Here is an 18,097-nt window from a genome sequence, read left to right as displayed (position 1 = left end):
CGGGAACCGAGGTCGGGAGTTGAGGACCGGGAGCCGTCGAAAACCGGGGCCCGAGGGTCGAAGCCGGGAGCCGAAGCCCAGGGGTCGGGGACCGAGGCCGGGGCCGGGGGCCGAGCCCCGAGCCCCGGGAGCCGGGGGTCGAGGCCCGGAAGTCGGGGGTCGAGGCCCGGAAGTCGGGGGGCGAGGCCCGGAAGTCGGGGGTCGAGGCCCGGAAGTCGGGGGGCGGGAGTTGGGAACAATTGCGGCTGTCGAGGTGTTCTCCTGATGCCGCCGTATCCCTGTGGTACGGTGCGAACAGCACCTGTGCACGCCCCGTCCGGGGCGCCGGTGCCAGTTCTTCCTCGACCGTCGGCCGATGTGCCGGCTTTCCCCGCACCACCTCGTGAGCAGGGCGTTCCCGCCGTACCCCGAGGTGCTGTCCTCCGCCGCCCGAAGGCCCGCCCCTGTGCCTTCCCTCGCGGCCTCTCCCCTTCCCCACGCACGTCCCGTGCCGTCCGTCCGCGAAAGGACAGTCTCATGACGACCACACTCGAACACCCCCCGGTGCAGCCCCCTGCGGCCCGGCTCGCCGCCGGTGTCCTGGACGTCGACGGCAGCGGGAAGGGGCGTCTGCGCCCCCTCGACTGCCTCGCCACACCCGCCGACCCGCAGGTCTCCCCCGCCCTGATCCGGCGTCACGGCCTGCGCAAGGGCGACGTCGTCGAGGGCGTCCTCGGCGACCGGCACGCCCTGGCCGAGGTGGGCCTGGTCAACGGCCGCCCGCCCGGGGAACTGCGCGGGCGGCCCCTCTTCGGCGACCTCACCCCGCTGCACCCGCGGGAGCGGCTGCGGCTGGAACACCCCGCGTCCGGGCTGTCCGGCCGGGTCGTCGACCTGCTCGCGCCCGTCGGCAAGGGACAGCGCGGGCTGATCGTCGCACCGCCCAAGACCGGCAAGACCGTGCTGCTCCAGCAGCTCGCGGCGGCCGTCGCGGGCAACCACCCCGAGTGCCGGCTGATGGTCGTGCTGCTCGACGAACGCCCCGAGGAGGTCACCGACATGCGGCGCTCGGTGCGCGGCGAGGTGTACGCCTCGACCTTCGACCGCACGCCCCGCGAGCACATCGCGCTGGCCGAACTCGTCGTGGAACGGGCCAAGCGGCTGGTGGAGGCCGGCGAGGACGTCGTGATCCTGCTCGACTCGCTCACCCGGCTGTGCCGGGCGCACAACAACGCGGCCGTCCCGGGCGGCCGGACGCTCAGCGGCGGTGTCGACGCGGCCGCGCTGCACGGACCCAAGCGGTTCTTCGGCGCGGCACGCCTCGCGGAGGAGGGCGGTTCGCTGACCGTCCTGGCCACGGCGCTCGTCGAGACCGGCTCCCGCGCGGACGACTTCTTCTTCGAGGAGCTCAAGGGCACCGGCAACATGGAGCTGTGCCTGGACCGCGAGCCCGCCTCCCGGCGGGTCTTCCCCGCGGTCGACATCCACCGGTCCGGCACCCGCCGTGAGGAACTCCTGCTCACCCCGGCCGAGTCGGCGGCCGTACGCGCCCTGCGCCGTGCCGTGACCACCCGTGACGGCCGCACCCACCTGGAGACCCTCCTGGACCGGCTGCGCCGGACCCCGGACAACGCGGCCTTCCTGCGGCTCGTCCAGCCGACGCTGCCGCCGTCCGGCTGAGGGCCGGGAGCGCGGACGCCGGCCCGTTCCGTGCGCCGGGCCCTTAGGGCATCCGGGTGCTCGCGCGGCACTCTCGGCGAGGGCAGCACGGTCCGGCGACAGCACGTTCCTACGTTGACCATATGAAAATCGGATCCTCCTCCCTGCATTCCCGAACGGCCGCGTCGACCTGCGCGTTCTGCGTCGCGGGCGTCCTCGCCCTCGGCCCCGTGGCGGCGGCGGCCCCGGCCGGGACGGATCCCGGCGCCCCCGGCGGCTCCCGGGCCGCGGCATCACCGGCCTCGCTGCTGTACCGCCCCGGTACACATGTCCGGCCCCGCGCCGGGTCGCCCGCGGTCCCGGACGTCTCCGCCCTGTCCTGGGTGGTGGCCGACGCGGACAGCGGCGCGGTGCTGGCCGCGCACGACGCGCACCGCAGGCTGCCGCCCGCCAGCACCCTGAAGACGCTGTTCGCCCTGACGGTGCTGCCCTCCCTGCCCGCGGGCCTGCGGCACCGGGTCCGGGAGGAGGAACTGTCCGGCATCGGAGCGGGCAGCAGCATGGTCGGCGTGGCCGAGGACAACACCTACCGCGTCTCCGACCTGTGGCGCGGCGTCTTCCTCAGCTCCGGCAACGACGCCGTCCACGTCCTGGCCTCCCTCAACGGCGGCTGGCGCACCACCACCGCCCGGATGCAGGCGAAGGCCCGCGCCCTGGGCGCCCGGGACACCCATGTGCGCTCCCCCGACGGGTACGACGCGCCCGGCCAGGTGTCGTCGGCGTACGACCTGGCCGTGTTCGGCCGCGCCGGGCTGCACAACGCCGACTTCGCCCGGTACTGCGGCACCGTCGAGGCGATGTTCCCGGGCCGCGGCGGAGGCTCGTACGGGATCCGCAACACCAACCGGCTGCTGACCGGCTCCGACGGTGTGGAGCGGTATCCGGGGCTGATCGGCGTGAAGAACGGCTACACCACCCAGGCCGGTCACACGCTCGTCTCCGCCGCACGCCGCGACGGGCGCACCCTCGTCGTCACGGTGATGAACCCCCAGGCGGGCGGCAGCCTCACCGTCTACGAGGAGGCACGCTCGCTGCTCGACTGGGGGTTCGACGCCGCCGACCGGGTCGAACCGGTGGGCTCGCTCGACGCGTTCAGGGCCCGGCCGGTGACCGGACCGCAGGCGTCGCCCGTCGCCGCGCCCGCGGCGGGTCCCACCGCCGCCGGTCCCGTCGCCTCCGCTGCGGCGGCCGCTCCCGCCGGGTCCGGACCGGACTGGCCCAAGGGGCTCGCCATCGCCGGGGCCACCGCCCTGGGCGCCGGGATCACCGCGCTGGTGACCAGGCGGGCCGCCCGGCGCTGGGCGACGGGCGGCTGACCGGCCGGCAGCCACAGCAGCAGGCCGAGGGTGATCCAGACATAGGCGTTGGAGCCGAGGAACCCGTCGACGCCGGACGCGTCGTGGAACCACAGCCACACCACGCTGGTGCACGGCACGGCGTACAGGGCGGCCGCGAGGCGCGTCCGGCCGGCCCCGGCCGGCACCGCGAACGCCGGGAGCAGCCACACCAGGTGGTGCACCCAGGTGATCGGGCTGACCAGACAGGCCGTCAGGGCGAACGCGGCCCGCCGGTCGCCGTCGGCGGCCGCGCGGCGTGCCCGCACCGCCCACACCACGAGGACCGCCGAGACGGCCGCCGCCCACACGGCGCGGTCGCCCGCGCCGAGCCGGGCCAGGACGCCCTGGAGCGACTGGTTGGACACGTACTCCAGACGGCCGATCCGGTCGGTGTCCCACAGGGCCCGCGTCCAGTAGAACCGCGAGGCGTCCGGGGCGACGGCCGCCGCCAGAGCCGTCGCCCCCGCGGCGACGCCCGCCGCCGTGCCCGCCGCCGTGCCCGCCGCCCGCCGCGAGGACGGCGCTGCCGGTCGGACCGATGACCGTGCAGGGGCGGAGGTCGACAGGGTGCGTGGTGGCCGGCACGTCGGCAGCGTGTCACCGCCGGACGGCCGGAAGGCGACGGGTGGCTCTCGGCCCGGCCGTCTGTGCGTGACGGGCGTGTGAGTACGGCCCGGTTCAGAAGACCGACAGGCCGGTCAGTGTGGTGAATCTGTCCAGGGCCGCCACTCCCGCGACCGAGTTGCCGCGCTCGTCCAGGCCCGGGCTCCACACGCACAGGGTGCAGCGGCCCGGCACCACCGCGATGATGCCGCCGCCCACGCCGCTCTTTCCGGGAAGCCCGACCCGGTAGGCGAAGTCGCCCGCCGCGTCGTAGGTGCCGCAGGTGAGCATGACGGCGTTGACCTGCTTGGCCTGGCTGCGGCTGAGCAGCCGGGAGCCGTCGGCGCGGACGCCGTGACGGGCGAGGAAGGCGGTCGCGAGGGCGAGGTCGGCGCAGGACGCCCGCAGGGAGCACTGGAGGAAGTACTGGTCAAGCAGCTCCGGGACCGGGTTGTCGATGTTGCCGTACGACGCCATGAAGTGGGCGAGGGCGGCGTTGCGGTCGCCGTGCGCGGACTCGGAGGCGGCGACCTCCTCGTCGAAGCCGAGTGTGTCGTTGCCGCTCTCGGCGCGCAGGAAGGCACGCAGTGCTCCGGCCGCGTCGCCCGTACGGGTGTGCAGGCGGTCGGTGACGACGAGCGCGCCCGCGTTGATGAACGGGTTGCGCGGGATGCCGTTCTCGTACTCCAGCTGGATCAGGGAGTTGAACGGGTTGCCCGAGGGCTCGCGGCCCACGTGCTCCCACAGTTCGTCGCCCTCGCGGGCCAGGTCGAGCGCGAGGGTGAAGACCTTGGTGACGGACTGCGTGGAGAAGGGCTCGCGCCAGTCGCCGACGCCGTACACCGTGCCGTCGAGTTCCGCGACGGCCATGCCGAAGCGGCGTGGGTCGCAGGCCGCGAGCGCCGGGATGTAGTCGGCGGGGCGGCCCCGGCCGGGCGTGTGCTCGATCTCCTCGGCGATGCGCTCCAGGACCGGCTGGAAGGTCAGGGACGAAGACGCGACAGGCATGATCGCCATTCTGCCTCCGGGCCGGCCCCGACGCGCCTGCGCCCGCCGGCCGAGAGCCCCCACAACCACCGACGCCCCTCGGCCCACACCCCCAGGGGCGCGGGGAACCGCGCGACCAGCCCCCTCACCCCCGGCGACCAGCACCCCGCACACCCCGGGCCGGCGACAAGGGCCTCCTGGACGATGCCGGTGGCCACGGCGCAACCGACGCGCAGGATGAGGGCGGCGAGCAGGCCGCCGACACTCACTCACGCCCCAGGGGCGCGGGGAACCGCGCGACCAGCCCCCCACGGCCCGCGGACCGGCGACGGCACCCCGGCCGATCCCCCTCGCCCCCGGCGACCAGCACCCCGCACACCCCGGCAGGGCACGGCAGGACAGGCCGGGCGACCGGCCCTACAGGGCGGCCGCGGGCGCGGCAGGGTCCAGCGCCCGCACCACCCGCACGGACCCCACCGGCTCACCTCCGCCGAGCAGCACCTCGCCCCCGAACGCGCCGAGCAGCTCCGGGGCGACACCCGCCCGGGCCAGCGCGGCGGCGGTCACCGGGATCCGTGCCCGGTTCGCCCCGTCGGCGATCTTCACGGCGACGGCCCGGCCGTCCGGCAGCGCGGCCACCTCGACGCCCTCGAACCCGTCCTTCGCCAGCAGCCCCGGCACGGCCCGCATCAGCACGGCCACGTCCCGGTCCGCCCCGGAGGCCATCTCGGCGTGCGCGCGCACGGCATCCGCGACACGCGCCTCGGGGGTGCCGGGCGCGGCGGCCGCGATGCGGGACACGGCCCGGGCGAGGCCGTGGAGGGAGACCGAGAAGAGAGGCGCACCGCACCCGTCGACGGTGACCCGTGCGACCCGCTGTCCGGTGAGGTCCTCGACGCTCTCGGCGACAGCCTTCTGGAGGGGGTGGGCGGGGTGGAGGTAGTCCTCCAGGGACCAGCCGTTGAGCTCGCAGGTGTACAGCATGGCCGCGTGCTTGCCGGAGCAGTTCTGCGCCAGGCGCGAGGCCGGACGGCCCTCGCGGACCCAGGCGTCGCGCACCCGCGCACCGAACGGCATGTCGGGCGTGTTGCGCAGGTCGGTCTCGGTCAGTCCGGCGGCCTCCAGGATGCGCCGGGCGCCGTCGAGGTGGCGCTCCTCGCCGGAGTGGCTGGCGGCGGCGAGCGAGAGCAGCTCGCCCCGGAGCGGCAGCCCGGCACGGACCATGGCGACGGCCTGGACCGGCTTGAGCGCCGAGCGCGGATAGAACGCGGCCTCGATGTCGCCGAGCTGGAACTCGACACGGCCGTCGGCGCCCAGGACGACGACGGAGCCGTGGTGGACGCCCTCGACGACGCCGCCGCGTACGAGGTGGGCGACGGGCGCGTGGAGGGGCTCGCGGATCACGGGGGCGGCCGCGGTGGCGTTGCTGTACATCTCTGCCTGCATCACTGGTGGGTCGGTGGGGGCCGGCCCTCGGCCGGAACGTTTCTTCAGGGTCTTCGGAGGCGTCCGCGCCTCCGCGCGCGGCGACTGCCCGCTCACGCCCGGGGCCCGCCTTCCATGGTGGCGCTCGCGCGGGACGCGCGCACGATGTCGGTGAGGCTGGTCTCGACCCGGTCGAGGTGATGGCTCATGGCCTCGATCGCGTCGTGCTCGGAACCGTCGACCAGCGCCTCGACGATCGCCCGGTGCTCCCGGTCGGACTGCTCACGGCGCCCGCCCAGCTCGTTGAGGAACGCCGACTGGCGTGCCAGCGCGTCGCGGATCTCCTCGATGACCCGGCGGAAGACCGGGTTCTGGGCGGCCTCGGCGACGGCCAGATGGAACAGCGTGTCCATCGCGGCCCACGCGATGGTGTCGGTCTCCCGCTCCATGCGCTCCAGCAGGTGCGCGAGACGGTCGAGGTTCTCCGGGGTGCGGCGCACGGCGGCGTACCCGGCGACCGGGATCTCCACATGGCGGCGCACCTCCAGCAGGTCGCTGGCCGCGTAGTCGCCGAAGGTGGGGTCCTCCACGGCATCGGCGACGACGAAGGTGCCCTTGCCGGTGCGGGACACGGTCAGGCCCATGGTCTGGAGCGCGCGCAGGGCCTCGCGGAGGACAGGCCGGGACACCTCCAGGGTGCGGCACAGCTCGGCCTCGGAGGGGAGCTTGTCCCCGATGGCGTGGTCGCCGCGCTCGATGGCGCCGCGGAGGTGGGCCAGCGCCGCTTCCATGGCGCTGACACGCCGCGGGGCCGCTCCACCTGTCTGGCTGTCTGACAGGTTCACGGGAGAGATGGTCCGGGTGACCGCGGGGCGGTGTCAAGGCGAGCGGGTGCGCCCCCGCCTACCCCCACAGGGCGTCGGCCAGCGCCACCCCGGCGAAGGCGGCCCCCAGCCCCACCAGGACACTGGCCGTCACGTTGGCCAGCGCATAGCCCCGGGCGCCCGTCTCGGCCAGCCGCAGTGTCTCGTAGGAGAAGGTCGAGTAGGTGGTCAGCGCCCCGCACAGGCCGGTGCCGAGCAGCAGCTGCACCGAGGATCCGGCGGCTCCCGCCGCGACCGCGCCGGTCAGCAGGCCGAGGACCAGACAGCCGGTGACGTTGACCGCGAAGGTGCCCCACGGCATGACCGAGTCGTGCCGCGACTGCACCGTACGGTCGGCGAGATAGCGCAGGGGTGCGCCGATCATGCCGCCGACCACAACCAGCAGCCAGTTCACGTGCCGTTCCTCCCGTCCGCCCCACGGCCCGGGAACCGGACCACCTCGACCTCGTCGAGCGTCACGAACCCCTCGCCGACCAGCTCGCCGATCATCGGCAGGAAGGCCCGTACGTGTTCCTCGGTGTCGACGACCACCACCGCCACGGGCAGGTCCTCGCCGAGGGAGAGCAGCCGCGAGGTGTGGATCAGGGAGGAGGCCCCGAAGCCCTCGACGCCGCGGAACACGGAAGCTCCGGCGAGGCCGGCCTCGTGCGCCCGGTGCACGATCTCCGCGTACAGGGGACGGTGACGCCAGGTGTGGTCCTCGGCGACGAACACGGTCAGACGCAGCGCCCGGCCGGCCGGGCAGCCGGTCACCGGGGGCTCCGCAGCAGGACGCGGCGGGCGGCCGTCACCGCCAGCCACACGGCGGTGACCGCGGACAGCAGGGTCGCGGCCAGACAGGCCAGGGCGGTGGCGGGCCTGCCGTGCTGGAGCAGTTGCTGGATGTCCACGGCGTACGTCGAGAACGTGGTGAAGCCGCCGAGGACGCCGGTGCCGAAGAAGGGGCGCACCAGCCGGTGGACGGTCCTCGCCTCGGTCACCAGCACCATGAAGGCGCCGATCACGGCGCAGCCGCAGACGTTGACCCAGAACGTCGTCCAGGGGAAGCTGCCGGCCCGGGCGGGCCACTGGAGGGAGGCCGCGTAACGGGCCGTGGCGCCGATCGCGCCGCCGACGGCGACCACCGCGACGACGGGTGCCCGGGCGTGCCGCCGGGCCACCCTCACCCCGGCTCCCGCCTCGGTCTCCTGGGCTGTCATGGTCGTACGTCTCCTGCTCGCCGGTCCGGCACACGGGCGCGTGCCGCCCGTGCCACGGAACCGCCCACGGGGCGCCGCCACGGTCCGGGCCCGGCGGACCCCGTCGCCGCTCCGCGTGATCGCGGACGGGGCAACAGCGTACGCCGGGCGGCCGACCGGGTCATTTCGCACGGCCCGCCGCGGGGACCGGCGGGGCGTCAGGGTGCCGGACGCTCGCAGACGGCCACGCCCCGTTCCCACAGGCTGCCCAGGACCAGCCGGCCGGCGGCCTCGCAGACGCTGGTCGTCATGCGGTAGCGGGAGCGACGGGCGGTGAGGTGGTGGAGGATGCGTCCGTGGTCGTCGAGGGCGAGGGCGCCGATCGTGCCGGTGGGCCGGTACGGGGCGTGCACCGCGGCCCGTGCGGCGGTGCGGCGGATCGCCGGGGCGGCCCGGTGGAACAGGTCCAGGGGCGGTACCCGGGGCCCGGCGAGAGCCACCCAGAGGGGTCCGTCCGGTCCGCCGCGCCAGAGGTTGTCGGGCATGCCGGGCAGATTCCCGGCGAAGGTCTCCGGGTGCCCGGCGCGGGGCCCGGTGAGCGGGACCCGGGTCAGCCGGCGGGCGCCGGTCTCGGCGACGACCAGGAAGGACTCGTCGCCGGACGGGGCGATCCCGTTGGCGAACTGGAGTCCTTCCAGGACGAGTTCGGGCTCGGACGCGCCGGGCGCGAGGCGCAGCAGCCGGCCGGTGCCGCTGTGCTCGACCAGGTCGCCGATCCAGCGGGCGAGCGGGTGGCGGGTGGTGGCGACGGTGAAGTAGACACTGCCGTCCGAGAGGGCGACGGCGTTGCTGCAGAACCGCAGCCGCTCCCCCGCCACCGTGTCGGCGAGGACGCGCACCGCCCCGGACCCGAGGTCGACGCGGAGCAGCCCGCGTTCGGCGTCGCACACCAGCAGCCCGTCGTCGGGGAGGAGTTCGAGGCCGAGGGGGCGCCCGCCGGTCTGCGCGAGCACCTCGACCCGGGGCCGGGCGGGCTCCGCCAGTCCGTCGACGCGCAGGATGCGGCCGTCCTCGACACCGGTCAGGACGCGCCCGCGGGCGTCGGCGACGACGTCCTCGGGACCGCGGCCGGGGAGCGCGACGAACCGGTGCGGCACGAGTTTCCCGGATGAGGTCATCGGCGTCCGCCCTTCACGAGGAGAGACGGACATCCTCGCAGGCGGGCCGATGCCGTCCGGGCACTACCAGCCCTTCTCGAACATCCGGGCCACCTCGGCGATGCGGACCTCGTCCCGCCGGTAGTGGATGCTGCGGCGGATCCGGCAGACGCGCAGCAGGCCCAGATCGGCGAGGAGGCCGAGGTGGGTCGCGGCGAGCTCACGGCGCACGCCGAGCCGGTCGGCGACGGCATCGGAGGTGACGCCGTCCGTGAGCGGGTCGCCGTGCGGTCCGGGCGGGAAGTGGGCGACCGGGTTCTTCAGCAGCTCCAGTATTTCCAGGCGCAGTTCGCTGGTGGGAGTCCTCAGCATCTCGTCCCCTCGGCAACGGGCGCTCGGGCAGCGCCTTTCCACTCTGGCGGCGCGCACGCCGCCACGTCCCCGACTTCACCGCTCTTGTCCGGATCGAACTCTCGTACGGAAGCACGGAGTTGGTTCCAGCGCCCGGCGGGACACCGGTGCGCTCCCGGCGTACGCCGTGTCCTGTCGGGGCGCGTGGCCCGCGGGGGCCCGGCCGCCGGGTCTGCGACCGGGGGGCGGCCGGGCCCGTCACGCGGAGGTCAGCGGTGGCCGAACCACGACATCGACGTGAGCGCCCTGTCGTCGTAGCCGAACAGGGCCTGGTTCTCCCAGGCGTTGCCGGAGGAGGCGTCGGTGGGGTCCCATCCGTTGCCGGTGACCGCGGTCCAGGTGGCCTCCCAGTAGAAGACGCCGAGACCGCGGCCGTTCGGGACGGCCTCCACGATCCCGGCGACGTCGTTCATCCACCGGGTCTGGCCGGCCACGGTCGCCGGGTAGCCGGGGACCAGTTCACCGGTGAGGTCGATGACGTCCTCGTGCCCGTCGTCGCTGCCCAGGCGGTGGGGGTAGGCCGTCTCCGCGACGAAGACCGGCTTGCCGTAGCGGGCGGCGGCGTCGTCGAGCGTGGTCTGGAAGTCGGAGAGCGAGCCGTGCCAGTAGCCGTAGTAGGACAGGCCGACGGCGTCGAACCGCACACCGTTCGCGACCGCGCTGTCGAACCACCAGCGGGTGCCGGCCAGGTCACCGCCCTTGGCGAGGTGCAGCGCCACGGTGGTGGAGGAGCTGACCGCCTTGACCGCGTCGTAGCCGGAGTTGAGCAGGCCGGCCAGCTGGGTCCAGTTGCCGGTGGAACCCTCGGACCACAGCATGCCGCCGTTGATCTCGTTGCCCACCTGGACCATGTCGGCGGTGGTGCCCTGGGCCTTCAATGCGCTCAACACGTCGTACGTGTGCCGGTACACGTCCGTCCTGAGTTGACTGTATGTATGGCCCACCCATGCGCTCGGCTTCGACTGGGCGCCGGGGTCCGCCCAGACGTCCGAGTAGTGGAAGTCGACCAGCAGCTTCATGCCCTGCGCCTTGATGCGCTTGGCCGTCGCGAGGACCTGCGCCTTGGTGTTGTAGCCGTCGGCGGGGTTCACCCAGACCTTCAGCCGTGCGTAGTTCATCCCGGCGGACCTGAGGACGGCGACCGGGTCCGCGGCGGTGCCGGAGCCGGTCCGGTAGACACCGCCCTTCGCCTCGCTCTTGGCGAGGGAGGAGATGTCGGCACCATGGATCGATGTACCGGACGTACCGGACGCGAAGGTCAGGTCGTCAACATTGATCCAGTTGCCCGCGTTCGCGTCACTGTTGATGCTGATCGTGCACTGGTTGCCGGTCACCTTGACCGGCACGACGACACGGATCCACCCGCCGGCCGACACGGGCAGATCGGTGCGCTGTTCCGTGCCGCCGCAGTTCTTGAGGGACATGTACGCGGAGTTCTGGCCGCCACCGGAGCGCACCCACGCGGTGAGCTTGTAGTTCCCGTCGGTCAGCCCCGACAGGTACTGGTAGGTCTCGACCTTGTAGGCGGAGGCCGACCAGTGGCTGAGGCGATGGCTCCCGCTGCGGCCGCCGGCCTCGGCGAACGAGGCGCCGGTGTCGCCGTACTCGGCCCAGCCGCTGGGCGTGGCCGCGCCGGTGCCGTCGGACTCGAACCCGCCGTTGGTGAGGGTGCTCGCGGCCCGGGCGGTCTGCGCGGGCAGGGAGGCCAGGGCGAGCCCCGCGGCGAGCGGCAGAAGCAGGGCTCTGATGGTGCGTCCGGGATGGAACATCGTCGTCCCTTCGACGTGAGGGGTGATGAGGCCCCCGCGTCCGCGCCCGGTGCGGCCGGCGCGGACTCGGGGAGTCCGGGAGTCCGGGAGTCCGGGAGTCGGCTCAGCCGTCGAGCCGGACGACCCGTACGGCTCCGGCGGGCACGGCCAGGCGGCCCGCGGCGCGTTCGCCGGTCAGCAGTTCGGTGCCGGGCGTCTCCAGCGGCACCTTCGCCTGCGTGGCGGTGTGGTTGATCGCGAACAGATAGCTGCCCTGCTCGCCGGTGCGGCGCACGACCTCGACGTCACGGGGCAGCCCGGCGCGCGCCGCGACGCCCGCGTCCGCGAAGGCCCGGGCGAGGACGGCGTCCAGGCCCTCGGCGCCGAGACGGGTGGAGAGGTACCAGGCGGTGCCCTCGCCGAGGCGGTGCCGGGTGACGGCGGGGTGGCCGGCGGTGAGACCGTCGGCGTACGTCCACACGGTCTCGGCGCCGCGCGGCACCACGAACTCCGTCCACACGTCGCCGTTCAGCTCGGCGCCGCCCGGCCCGGTGAGCCGCACCCGCTCGCCCTGGAGCAGCGGGGAGAACTCCTCGACGGTCAGACCGAGGACATCGCGCAGCACGCCCGGGCAGGCGCCCTCGTGGACGGCGTCGTGCTCGTCGACGATGCCGGAGAAGTACGACACCACGAGGGTGCCGCCCTGCTCGACGTAGGCCCTGAGGTTGGCGCCCGCGGCCTCGGACATCAGATACAGCGCGGGGACGGCGACCAGCGGGTAGGCCGACAGGTCGGCCTCCGGGTGGGCGAAGTCGACCGTGAGATGACGGTCGTAGAGGGCCTCGTAGAAGACGTCGGCGCGTTCGCGGGCGTCGTGGTCCTCGCTCGGACGCCAGTCGAGGCCCTGCGCCCACCAGGAGTGCCAGTCCCACAGCACGGCCACGTCGGCGACCGTGCGGCTGCCGCGGACCGGGGCGAGGGAGTCCAGGGCCGCGCCCAGTTCGACGACCTCGCGCCACACGCGCGTGTCGGTGCCGCCGTGCGGGACCATCGCCGAGTGGAACTTCTCGGCGCCGCGCCGGGACTGGCGCCACTGGAAGAACATGGCTCCCTCGGAGCCGCGCGCCACATGGGCGAGGGAGTTGCGGGCCATCTGGCCGGGGGCCTTGGCGGGGTTGCGGGGCTGCCAGTTGACCCCGGACGTGGAGTGCTCCAGCAGGATCCAGGGCGCCCCGCCGGCCACGGAGCGGGTGAGGTCGGCGGCCATGGCCAGATTGACGTGGGTGCGGCGGCCGTCGGTGATCAGATAGTGGTCGTTGGTGACGATGTCGACCTCGCGGCCCCAGGCCCAGTAGTCGAGGGAGTCGCACTGGCTGAGCGCGGTCATGAAGTTGGTGGTGACCGGGACGCCGGGCGAGAGACGGTGCAGGATGTCCCGCTCCATGACGAAGTTCTCGCGGACCGTGGCGTCGGCGAACCGGCGGTGGTCCAGCGCCTGGGCCGGGTTGCCCACGGTCGGGGTGACGCGCGGCGGGTTGATCTCCTCGAAGTCGCCGTAGCGCTGGCCCCAGAAGGCGGTGCCCCAGGCTTCGTTCAGGGCCTCGACGGTGCCGTAGGTGTTGCGCAGCCAGCGCCGGAAGTGCGCGGCGCAGGAGTCGCAGTAGCAGGCGGAGACGGGGACGCCGTACTCGTTGTGCACGTGCCACATGGCCAGGGCGGGGTGGTCGCCGTAGCGTTCGGCGAGCTTCGTGGTGATGTCCGCCGCGGCCGCGCGGTAGTCGGTGCTGCTGTGGCAGACGGCGCCGCGCGAGCCGAACTCGTAGCGGGTGCCGTCGGCCTTCACGGGCAGGGCCTCGGGGTGGGCCCGGTAGAACCAGACCGGCGGGACGACCGTGGGGGTGCCCAGGCCGACGCGGATGCCGTTGGCGTGGAGCAGGTCCAGGACCCGGTCCAGCCACGCGAAGTCGTACACACCGGGTGAGGGCTCCAGGAGGGCCCAGGAGAAGATCCCGGCACTCACCATCGAGACGCCGGCCTCGCGCATGAGCCGGACGTCCTCCTGCCAGACGCTCTCCGGCCACTGCTCCGGGTTGTAGTCCCCGCCGAAGGCGAGCCTGGTGAGGCCCTTGGGCGTGATCTCCGGCATGAATGTCTCCCGATTATTCGATCATTTGGGAACGTGCACACACATGCTCAGCGGTGCTGGCCCAACATAACCGCACAGCAACAACCATTGACAAGTGTCTGGGATGTTTCTCTACTGTGAACGCTCACAGAAGCATGGCAGGTCCTCGCAGCGGGCGAGGACCCCAGGTCAGGGGAGAGTTCCATGCCCATCACGAAGCGCCGCGGGCTCCGGCGGATCACCGCCGCCGCAGTCGCCGTCACCCTCGGCTCCACCGCCCTCGCCGCCTGCGGCGGGTCCGACGACGAGGCGGAGACCCGGTCCGGACCGGTCTCGCTCACGTACTGGACCTGGACGCCCGGCATGGACAAGGTCGTCGACCTGTGGAACAAGGGACCGGGCAGGAAGGAGCAGATCACCGTCACGGTGAAGAAGCAGGCGTCCGGCGACACCCTGGTCACCAAGATCCTCACCGCGCACAAGGCCGGCAAGGGCCCGGACCTGGTCCAGGCCGAGTACCAGGCCCTGCCGACCCTGGTCAGCAATGACGCGGTCGCCGACATATCCGGCGAGGTGGACGGGGCGAAGGACCAGTTCGCCGAGGGCGTGTGGCAGCAGACCACACTGGGCACGGACGCGGTCTACGCCGTCCCGCAGGACATCGGCCCGATGATGTTCTACTACCGCGAGGACCTCTTCGAGAAGTACGGCCTGAAGGTCCCCACGACCTGGGAACAGTTCGCCGAGACCGCCCGCGCGCTGAAGAAGGCGGCCCCGGACACCGACCTCACCACCTTCTCCGCCAACGACTCCGGCCTCTTCGCGGGCCTCGCCCAGCAGGCGGGCGCGAAGTGGTGGACCACCTCCGGCGACACCTGGAAGGTCGGCATCGACGACGCGGCGACCCGGAAGGTCGCCGCGTTCTGGGGCGGCCTGGTGAAGGAGGGCGCCGTCGACAACCAGCCGATGTACACCCCGGCCTGGAACAAGGCGCTCAACACGGGCAGGCAGATCGCCTGGGTCAGCGCCGTGTGGGCGCCGGGCACGCTGACCACCGCCGCGCCCGACACCAAGGGCAAGTGGGCGATGGCCCCGCTCCCCCAGTGGTCCGGCAGCGAGAACGTCACCGGCAGCTGGGGCGGCTCCTCCACCGCCGTCACCACCGACTCCCCGCACAAGGAGGCCGCCGCGAAGTTCGCCGCGTGGCTGAACACCGACGGCGACGCCCTGAACGCGCTGGCCAAGGAGAGCGGCATCTACCCGGCCTCCTCGTCCGCCCAGCTCAGCGGCGCCTTCACCACCCCGCCGGACTACTTCTCCAACCAGCCCGACTTCTACCGGCGGGCCGCGAAGATCGCGAAGACCACCGCGCCGTCCGCGTGGGGCCCGAACGTCAACGTCGCCTACACCACCTTCAAGGACGCCTTCGGCGCCGCCGCGAAGAACAAGTCGGACTTCACCGCCGCCCTGACGAAGATGCAGGACGACACGGTCGCCGACATGGAGAAGCAGGGCTTCGAGGTCTCCGAGTGACCACCGCACACCGGCAGGCGTACGGGGCCGGCGAGGCCCCGGACGCCCACCCGTCCCCCCGCCCCACCCGCGAGAAGGCGCGCAGCGCGCCCTACTTCTTCCTCCTTCCCGCGACGGTCCTGTTCGCCCTGTTCTTCGCGCTGCCCATCGGCTACGCGGTCTGGCTCAGCTTCCGCAAGGTGAAGGTCTCCGGGCTCGGCCTGGGGTCCGGCGCCCGCAGGGAGGTCTGGGCCGGGCTGGAGAACTACACCTCCGCCCTGTCCGACAGCGAGCTGGCCGCCGGCGCGCTGCGCGTCCTCGGCTACGGCTGCATCGTGGTCCCCGTGATGCTGGGCCTCGCCCTGCTGTTCGCGCTGATGCTCGACTCGGACAAGGTCAGGCTCGCCCCCGTCACCCGCCTCGCGATCTTCCTGCCGTACGCCGTCCCCGGCGTGGTGGCGGCGCTGCTGTGGGGCTTCCTCTATCTCCCGGACGTCAGCCCCTTCTCCTTCGTCCTGGACCGGCTGGGCCTGCCGCAGCCGGACCTGCTGGACGGCGGGCCGCTGTATCTCGCCCTGTCGAACATCGCGGTCTGGGGCGGCACCGGCTTCAACATGATCGTCATCTACACCTCGCTCCAGGCCGTCCCGGCCGAGGTGTACGAGGCGGCGAAGCTGGACGGCGCGACCCCGCTGCAGATCGCCCTGCGGATCAAGATCCCGATGGTGGCGCCCTCGCTGGTGCTGACCTTCTTCTTCTCGATCATCGCCACACTCCAGGTGTTCAACGAGCCGACCACGCTCAAGCCGCTCACCAACTCGGTGTCGACGACCTGGAGCCCGCTGATGAAGGTGTACCGGGACGCCTTCGGCACCGGTGACGTCTACGCGGCAGCCGCCGAGGCCGTGATCATCGCGATCGCCACACTGGTGCTGTCGTTCGGCTTCCTGCGCGCCGCGAACCGCCGCGGCAGGCAGGGTGCCCCTCAAGGAGCCGCACGATGAGTTCTCTCGCCGTCCACAAGGCCCCCTCGGCGGCCGGTGCCGCCGCTGCCGGACCGAGCAGGCCGCCGCTGCGGCGCCGTGTCGCCCTCGTCCCGACGGTGACGCTGCTGCTGGGCGCGGTCTACTGTCTGCTGCCGGTGGCCTGGGTGGTGATCGCCTCCACCAAGTCGGGCCGTGAACTGTTCTCCACGTTCACGTTCCTGCCGGGCACGGGCTTCGCCGGCAACCTCGCCGACCTCGACGCCTACCGCGACGGCGTCTACTGGCGGTGGATGGGCAACTCCGCCCTCTACGCCGGGCTCGGCGCCCTGCTGTCGGCGGTGGTCTCGGCGTTCAGCGGCTACGCGCTCGCCACCTACCGCTTCCGCGGCCGCGAGGCGATGTTCAACGTCCTGCTCGCGGGCGTGCTGATGCCGCCGATCATCCTCGCCGTCCCGCAGTACCTGCTGCTGGCCGAGGCGGACCTGACGGACTCCTACCTGTCGGTGCTGCTGCCGCAGATCCTGTCGCCGTACGGCGTCTATCTGGCGCGGATCTACGCCGCCGCGGCCGTGCCCGGTGACGTGGTGGAGGCCGGCCGGATGGACGGGGCGGGCGAGTGGCGGATCTTCACGCGGATCGCGCTGCCGATGATGGTCCCCGGGATGGTCACGGTGTTCCTGTTCCAGTTCGTCGCGATCTGGAACAACTTCCTGCTGCCGTACATCATGCTCAGCGACGACGAGAGGTTCCCCCTCACGCTGGGGCTGTACACGCTGCTGGAACAGGGCTCGAACCAGCCCGCGCTGTACACCCTCGTCATCACGGGCGCCTTCCTCGCGGTGCTCCCGCTGATCGCGCTGTTCCTGGTGGTCCAGCGGTTCTGGAGTCTGGATCTGCTGTCCGGAGCCGTAAAGTCATGACCATGAGCAACACGGGGGGCCGGCGCAGACCGCCGACGATCCACGACGTGGCGCGCGAGGCCGGTGTCTCGCGCGGCACCGTCTCACGCGTCCTCAACGGCGGGCACTACGTCAGCCCGACGGCGCAGGAGGCCGTGAACGCGGCCATCCGCAGGACGGGTTACGTCGTGAACCGGCACGCCCGCTCCCTGATCACGGGCCGCTCCGACTCGGTCGGCTTCCTGCTGACGGAACCCCAGGAACGGTTCTTCGAGGACCCCAACTTCAACGTCCTGCTGCGCGGCTGCACCCAGGCGCTGGCCGCCCACGACATCCCGCTGCTGCTGATGATCGCGGGCACCGAGGACGAGCGGCGGCGCATCACGCGGTACATCACCGCGGGGCACGTCGACGGCGTGCTGCTGGTCTCCAGCCACTCCGGGGACCCGGTCGCCCAGGAGCTGCGCGAGGCGGGTGTGCCGCTGGTGGCGTGCGGCAAGCCGATCGGGCTGGGCTCGAAGGTGAGCTACGTCGCCGCGGACGACCGCGACGGCGCCCGGGACATGGTCCGCCATCTGCTGTCCCTGGGACGCCGGCGCATCGGTGTCGTCACCGGTCCGCCGGACACCCCCGGCGGTGTCGAGCGTCTCGCCGGATACCGGGAGGTCCTCACCGAGGCGGGTATCGCCGTCGACGACCGTCTGATCGTCTCCGGCGACTACAGCCGGGCCAGCGGCGAGGCCGGCGGTGAGCGGCTGCTCGCCCAGGCCCCGGACCTGGACGCGGTGTTCGTCGCCTCCGACCTGATGGCCCAGGGCGTCCTCACCGCCCTGCACCGGGCCGGGCGGCGGGTGCCCGAGGACATCGCGGTCGGCGGCTTCGACGACTCCCCCGCCGCGGTGGCCGCGAGCCCCGAGCTGACGACCATACGGCAGCCCTGGGACCGCATCAGCGCCGAGATGGTCCGGGTCCTGCTCGCCCAGATCGGGGGCGAGGACCCGGCCGCGGTGATCCTGCCGACGGAACTGGTCAAGCGCGAGTCGACCTGACGTGCGGGCCGGCGGGCCGGGCGTCGGCCCGGCTCCCCGGCTCCCGGGCGGCAGGGCGGCGGTCGCGGCCCCCGGTGAACGGTGGGCGATGCGGGCGC

The 18,097-nt window shown here is 73.1% G+C and carries 15 protein-coding genes and 2 pseudogenes; 6 read left to right on the top strand and 11 right to left on the bottom strand.

The window, feature by feature from the left end; all coding sequences use genetic code 11:
- Nucleotides 1-420: 420 nt before the first annotated feature.
- Both rho and ACIQGV_RS07645 read left to right on the top strand, forming a co-directional pair.
- Nucleotides 421-1,659: pseudogene (gene rho / locus ACIQGV_RS07650) on the top strand (transcription termination factor Rho); the annotation flags it as partial.
- 122 nt (nt 1,660-1,781) lie between these two features.
- Nucleotides 1,782-3,014: a D-alanyl-D-alanine carboxypeptidase family protein gene (locus tag ACIQGV_RS07645; protein ID WP_402491914.1), complete on the top strand. Its 1,233-nt coding sequence runs from the start codon at nt 1,782-1,784 to the stop codon at nt 3,012-3,014.
- A gap of 272 nt (nt 3,015-3,286) precedes the next feature.
- On the opposite strand, the pseudogene ACIQGV_RS07640 reads toward ACIQGV_RS07645, so the two are convergent.
- The 11 genes and pseudogenes from ACIQGV_RS07640 to ACIQGV_RS07590 all read right to left on the bottom strand — a co-directional run.
- Nucleotides 3,287-3,487: pseudogene (locus ACIQGV_RS07640) on the bottom strand (glycosyltransferase 87 family protein); the annotation flags it as partial.
- Nucleotides 3,488-3,713: 226 nt separating this feature from the next.
- Nucleotides 3,714-4,655 carry a glutaminase gene (locus ACIQGV_RS07635; protein ID WP_402491912.1) on the bottom strand — a complete coding sequence of 314 codons (942 nt, stop codon included), beginning with the start codon at nt 4,653-4,655 and terminating at the stop codon, nt 3,714-3,716.
- Nucleotides 4,656-5,042: 387 nt separating this feature from the next.
- The gene (locus tag ACIQGV_RS07630) at nt 5,043-6,071 is read right to left on the bottom strand and encodes an asparaginase (protein ID WP_402491910.1); all 1,029 of its coding nucleotides are present in this window, start codon (nt 6,069-6,071) and stop codon (nt 5,043-5,045) included.
- Nucleotides 6,072-6,163: 92 nt separating this feature from the next.
- Complete coding sequence (locus ACIQGV_RS07625) at nt 6,164-6,841, bottom strand: FadR/GntR family transcriptional regulator (protein WP_402492411.1); 678 nt, start codon at nt 6,839-6,841, stop codon at nt 6,164-6,166.
- A gap of 112 nt (nt 6,842-6,953) precedes the next feature.
- Nucleotides 6,954-7,328: a fluoride efflux transporter CrcB gene (crcB, locus tag ACIQGV_RS07620; protein WP_402491907.1), complete on the bottom strand. Its 375-nt coding sequence runs from the start codon at nt 7,326-7,328 to the stop codon at nt 6,954-6,956.
- On the bottom strand, nt 7,325-7,687 hold the full coding sequence (locus tag ACIQGV_RS07615; RefSeq protein WP_402491905.1) for a DUF190 domain-containing protein: 363 nt from the start codon (nt 7,685-7,687) through the stop codon (nt 7,325-7,327). The genes crcB (ACIQGV_RS07620) and ACIQGV_RS07615 overlap by 4 nt, the downstream gene beginning before the upstream one ends.
- Nucleotides 7,684-8,133 carry a fluoride efflux transporter CrcB gene (crcB, locus tag ACIQGV_RS07610; protein ID WP_402491903.1) on the bottom strand — a complete coding sequence of 150 codons (450 nt, stop codon included), beginning with the start codon at nt 8,131-8,133 and terminating at the stop codon, nt 7,684-7,686. The genes ACIQGV_RS07615 and crcB (ACIQGV_RS07610) overlap by 4 nt, the downstream gene beginning before the upstream one ends.
- 197 nt (nt 8,134-8,330) lie before the next feature.
- Complete coding sequence (locus ACIQGV_RS07605; RefSeq protein WP_402491900.1) at nt 8,331-9,290, bottom strand: SMP-30/gluconolactonase/LRE family protein; 960 nt, start codon at nt 9,288-9,290, stop codon at nt 8,331-8,333.
- A gap of 63 nt (nt 9,291-9,353) precedes the next feature.
- The gene (locus tag ACIQGV_RS07600; RefSeq protein WP_402491897.1) at nt 9,354-9,641 is read right to left on the bottom strand and encodes an ArsR family transcriptional regulator; all 288 of its coding nucleotides are present in this window, start codon (nt 9,639-9,641) and stop codon (nt 9,354-9,356) included.
- 248 nt (nt 9,642-9,889) lie between these two features.
- On the bottom strand, nt 9,890-11,449 hold the full coding sequence (locus ACIQGV_RS07595) for an arabinogalactan endo-beta-1,4-galactanase (protein ID WP_402491895.1): 1,560 nt from the start codon (nt 11,447-11,449) through the stop codon (nt 9,890-9,892).
- Between the two features lie 103 nt (nt 11,450-11,552).
- Nucleotides 11,553-13,574: a beta-galactosidase gene (locus ACIQGV_RS07590; protein WP_402491892.1), complete on the bottom strand. Its 2,022-nt coding sequence runs from the start codon at nt 13,572-13,574 to the stop codon at nt 11,553-11,555.
- Between the two features lie 183 nt (nt 13,575-13,757).
- Here ACIQGV_RS07590 and ACIQGV_RS07585 point away from each other — a divergent pair, with 183 nt between their 5' ends.
- The 4 genes from ACIQGV_RS07585 to ACIQGV_RS07570 are packed head-to-tail and all read left to right on the top strand — an operon-like array spanning nt 13,758 to nt 17,999.
- Nucleotides 13,758-15,086: an ABC transporter substrate-binding protein gene (locus tag ACIQGV_RS07585; RefSeq protein WP_402491890.1), complete on the top strand. Its 1,329-nt coding sequence runs from the start codon at nt 13,758-13,760 to the stop codon at nt 15,084-15,086.
- Nucleotides 15,083-16,069: a carbohydrate ABC transporter permease gene (locus ACIQGV_RS07580; RefSeq protein ID WP_402491887.1), complete on the top strand. Its 987-nt coding sequence runs from the start codon at nt 15,083-15,085 to the stop codon at nt 16,067-16,069. The genes ACIQGV_RS07585 and ACIQGV_RS07580 overlap by 4 nt, the downstream gene beginning before the upstream one ends.
- The gene (locus ACIQGV_RS07575) at nt 16,066-16,971 is read left to right on the top strand and encodes a carbohydrate ABC transporter permease (RefSeq protein ID WP_402491884.1); all 906 of its coding nucleotides are present in this window, start codon (nt 16,066-16,068) and stop codon (nt 16,969-16,971) included. Before ACIQGV_RS07580 ends, ACIQGV_RS07575 begins: the two co-directional genes overlap by 4 nt.
- Nucleotides 16,968-17,999 carry a LacI family DNA-binding transcriptional regulator gene (locus ACIQGV_RS07570; protein ID WP_402491881.1) on the top strand — a complete coding sequence of 344 codons (1,032 nt, stop codon included), beginning with the start codon at nt 16,968-16,970 and terminating at the stop codon, nt 17,997-17,999. Before ACIQGV_RS07575 ends, ACIQGV_RS07570 begins: the two co-directional genes overlap by 4 nt.
- Nucleotides 18,000-18,097: the final 98 nt, after the last annotated feature.

The organism is Streptomyces sp. NPDC093094 (assembly GCF_044754345.1).
Lineage (GTDB): Bacteria > Actinomycetota > Actinomycetes > Streptomycetales > Streptomycetaceae > Streptomyces.
This window is presented reverse-complemented; position numbering and strand designations above follow the sequence as displayed.

Coding starts and splice junctions, on each gene's coding strand:
- ACIQGV_RS07600 (WP_402491897.1), bottom strand. CDS start 9,641: ATGCTGAGGACTCCCACCAGCGAACTGCGCCTGGAAATACTGGAGCTG.
- ACIQGV_RS07595 (WP_402491895.1), bottom strand. CDS start 11,449: ATGTTCCATCCCGGACGCACCATCAGAGCCCTGCTTCTGCCGCTCGCC.
- ACIQGV_RS07645 (WP_402491914.1), top strand. CDS start 1,782: ATGAAAATCGGATCCTCCTCCCTGCATTCCCGAACGGCCGCGTCGACC.
- ACIQGV_RS07635 (WP_402491912.1), bottom strand. CDS start 4,655: ATGGCGATCATGCCTGTCGCGTCTTCGTCCCTGACCTTCCAGCCGGTC.
- ACIQGV_RS07585 (WP_402491890.1), top strand. CDS start 13,758: ATGCCCATCACGAAGCGCCGCGGGCTCCGGCGGATCACCGCCGCCGCA.
- ACIQGV_RS07605 (WP_402491900.1), bottom strand. CDS start 9,290: ATGACCTCATCCGGGAAACTCGTGCCGCACCGGTTCGTCGCGCTCCCC.
- ACIQGV_RS07590 (WP_402491892.1), bottom strand. CDS start 13,574: ATGCCGGAGATCACGCCCAAGGGCCTCACCAGGCTCGCCTTCGGCGGG.
- ACIQGV_RS07625 (WP_402492411.1), bottom strand. CDS start 6,841: ATGGAAGCGGCGCTGGCCCACCTCCGCGGCGCCATCGAGCGCGGCGAC.
- ACIQGV_RS07570 (WP_402491881.1), top strand. CDS start 16,968: ATGACCATGAGCAACACGGGGGGCCGGCGCAGACCGCCGACGATCCAC.
- ACIQGV_RS07575 (WP_402491884.1), top strand. CDS start 16,066: ATGAGTTCTCTCGCCGTCCACAAGGCCCCCTCGGCGGCCGGTGCCGCC.
- ACIQGV_RS07630 (WP_402491910.1), bottom strand. CDS start 6,071: ATGCAGGCAGAGATGTACAGCAACGCCACCGCGGCCGCCCCCGTGATC.
- crcB (WP_402491903.1), bottom strand. CDS start 8,133: ATGACAGCCCAGGAGACCGAGGCGGGAGCCGGGGTGAGGGTGGCCCGG.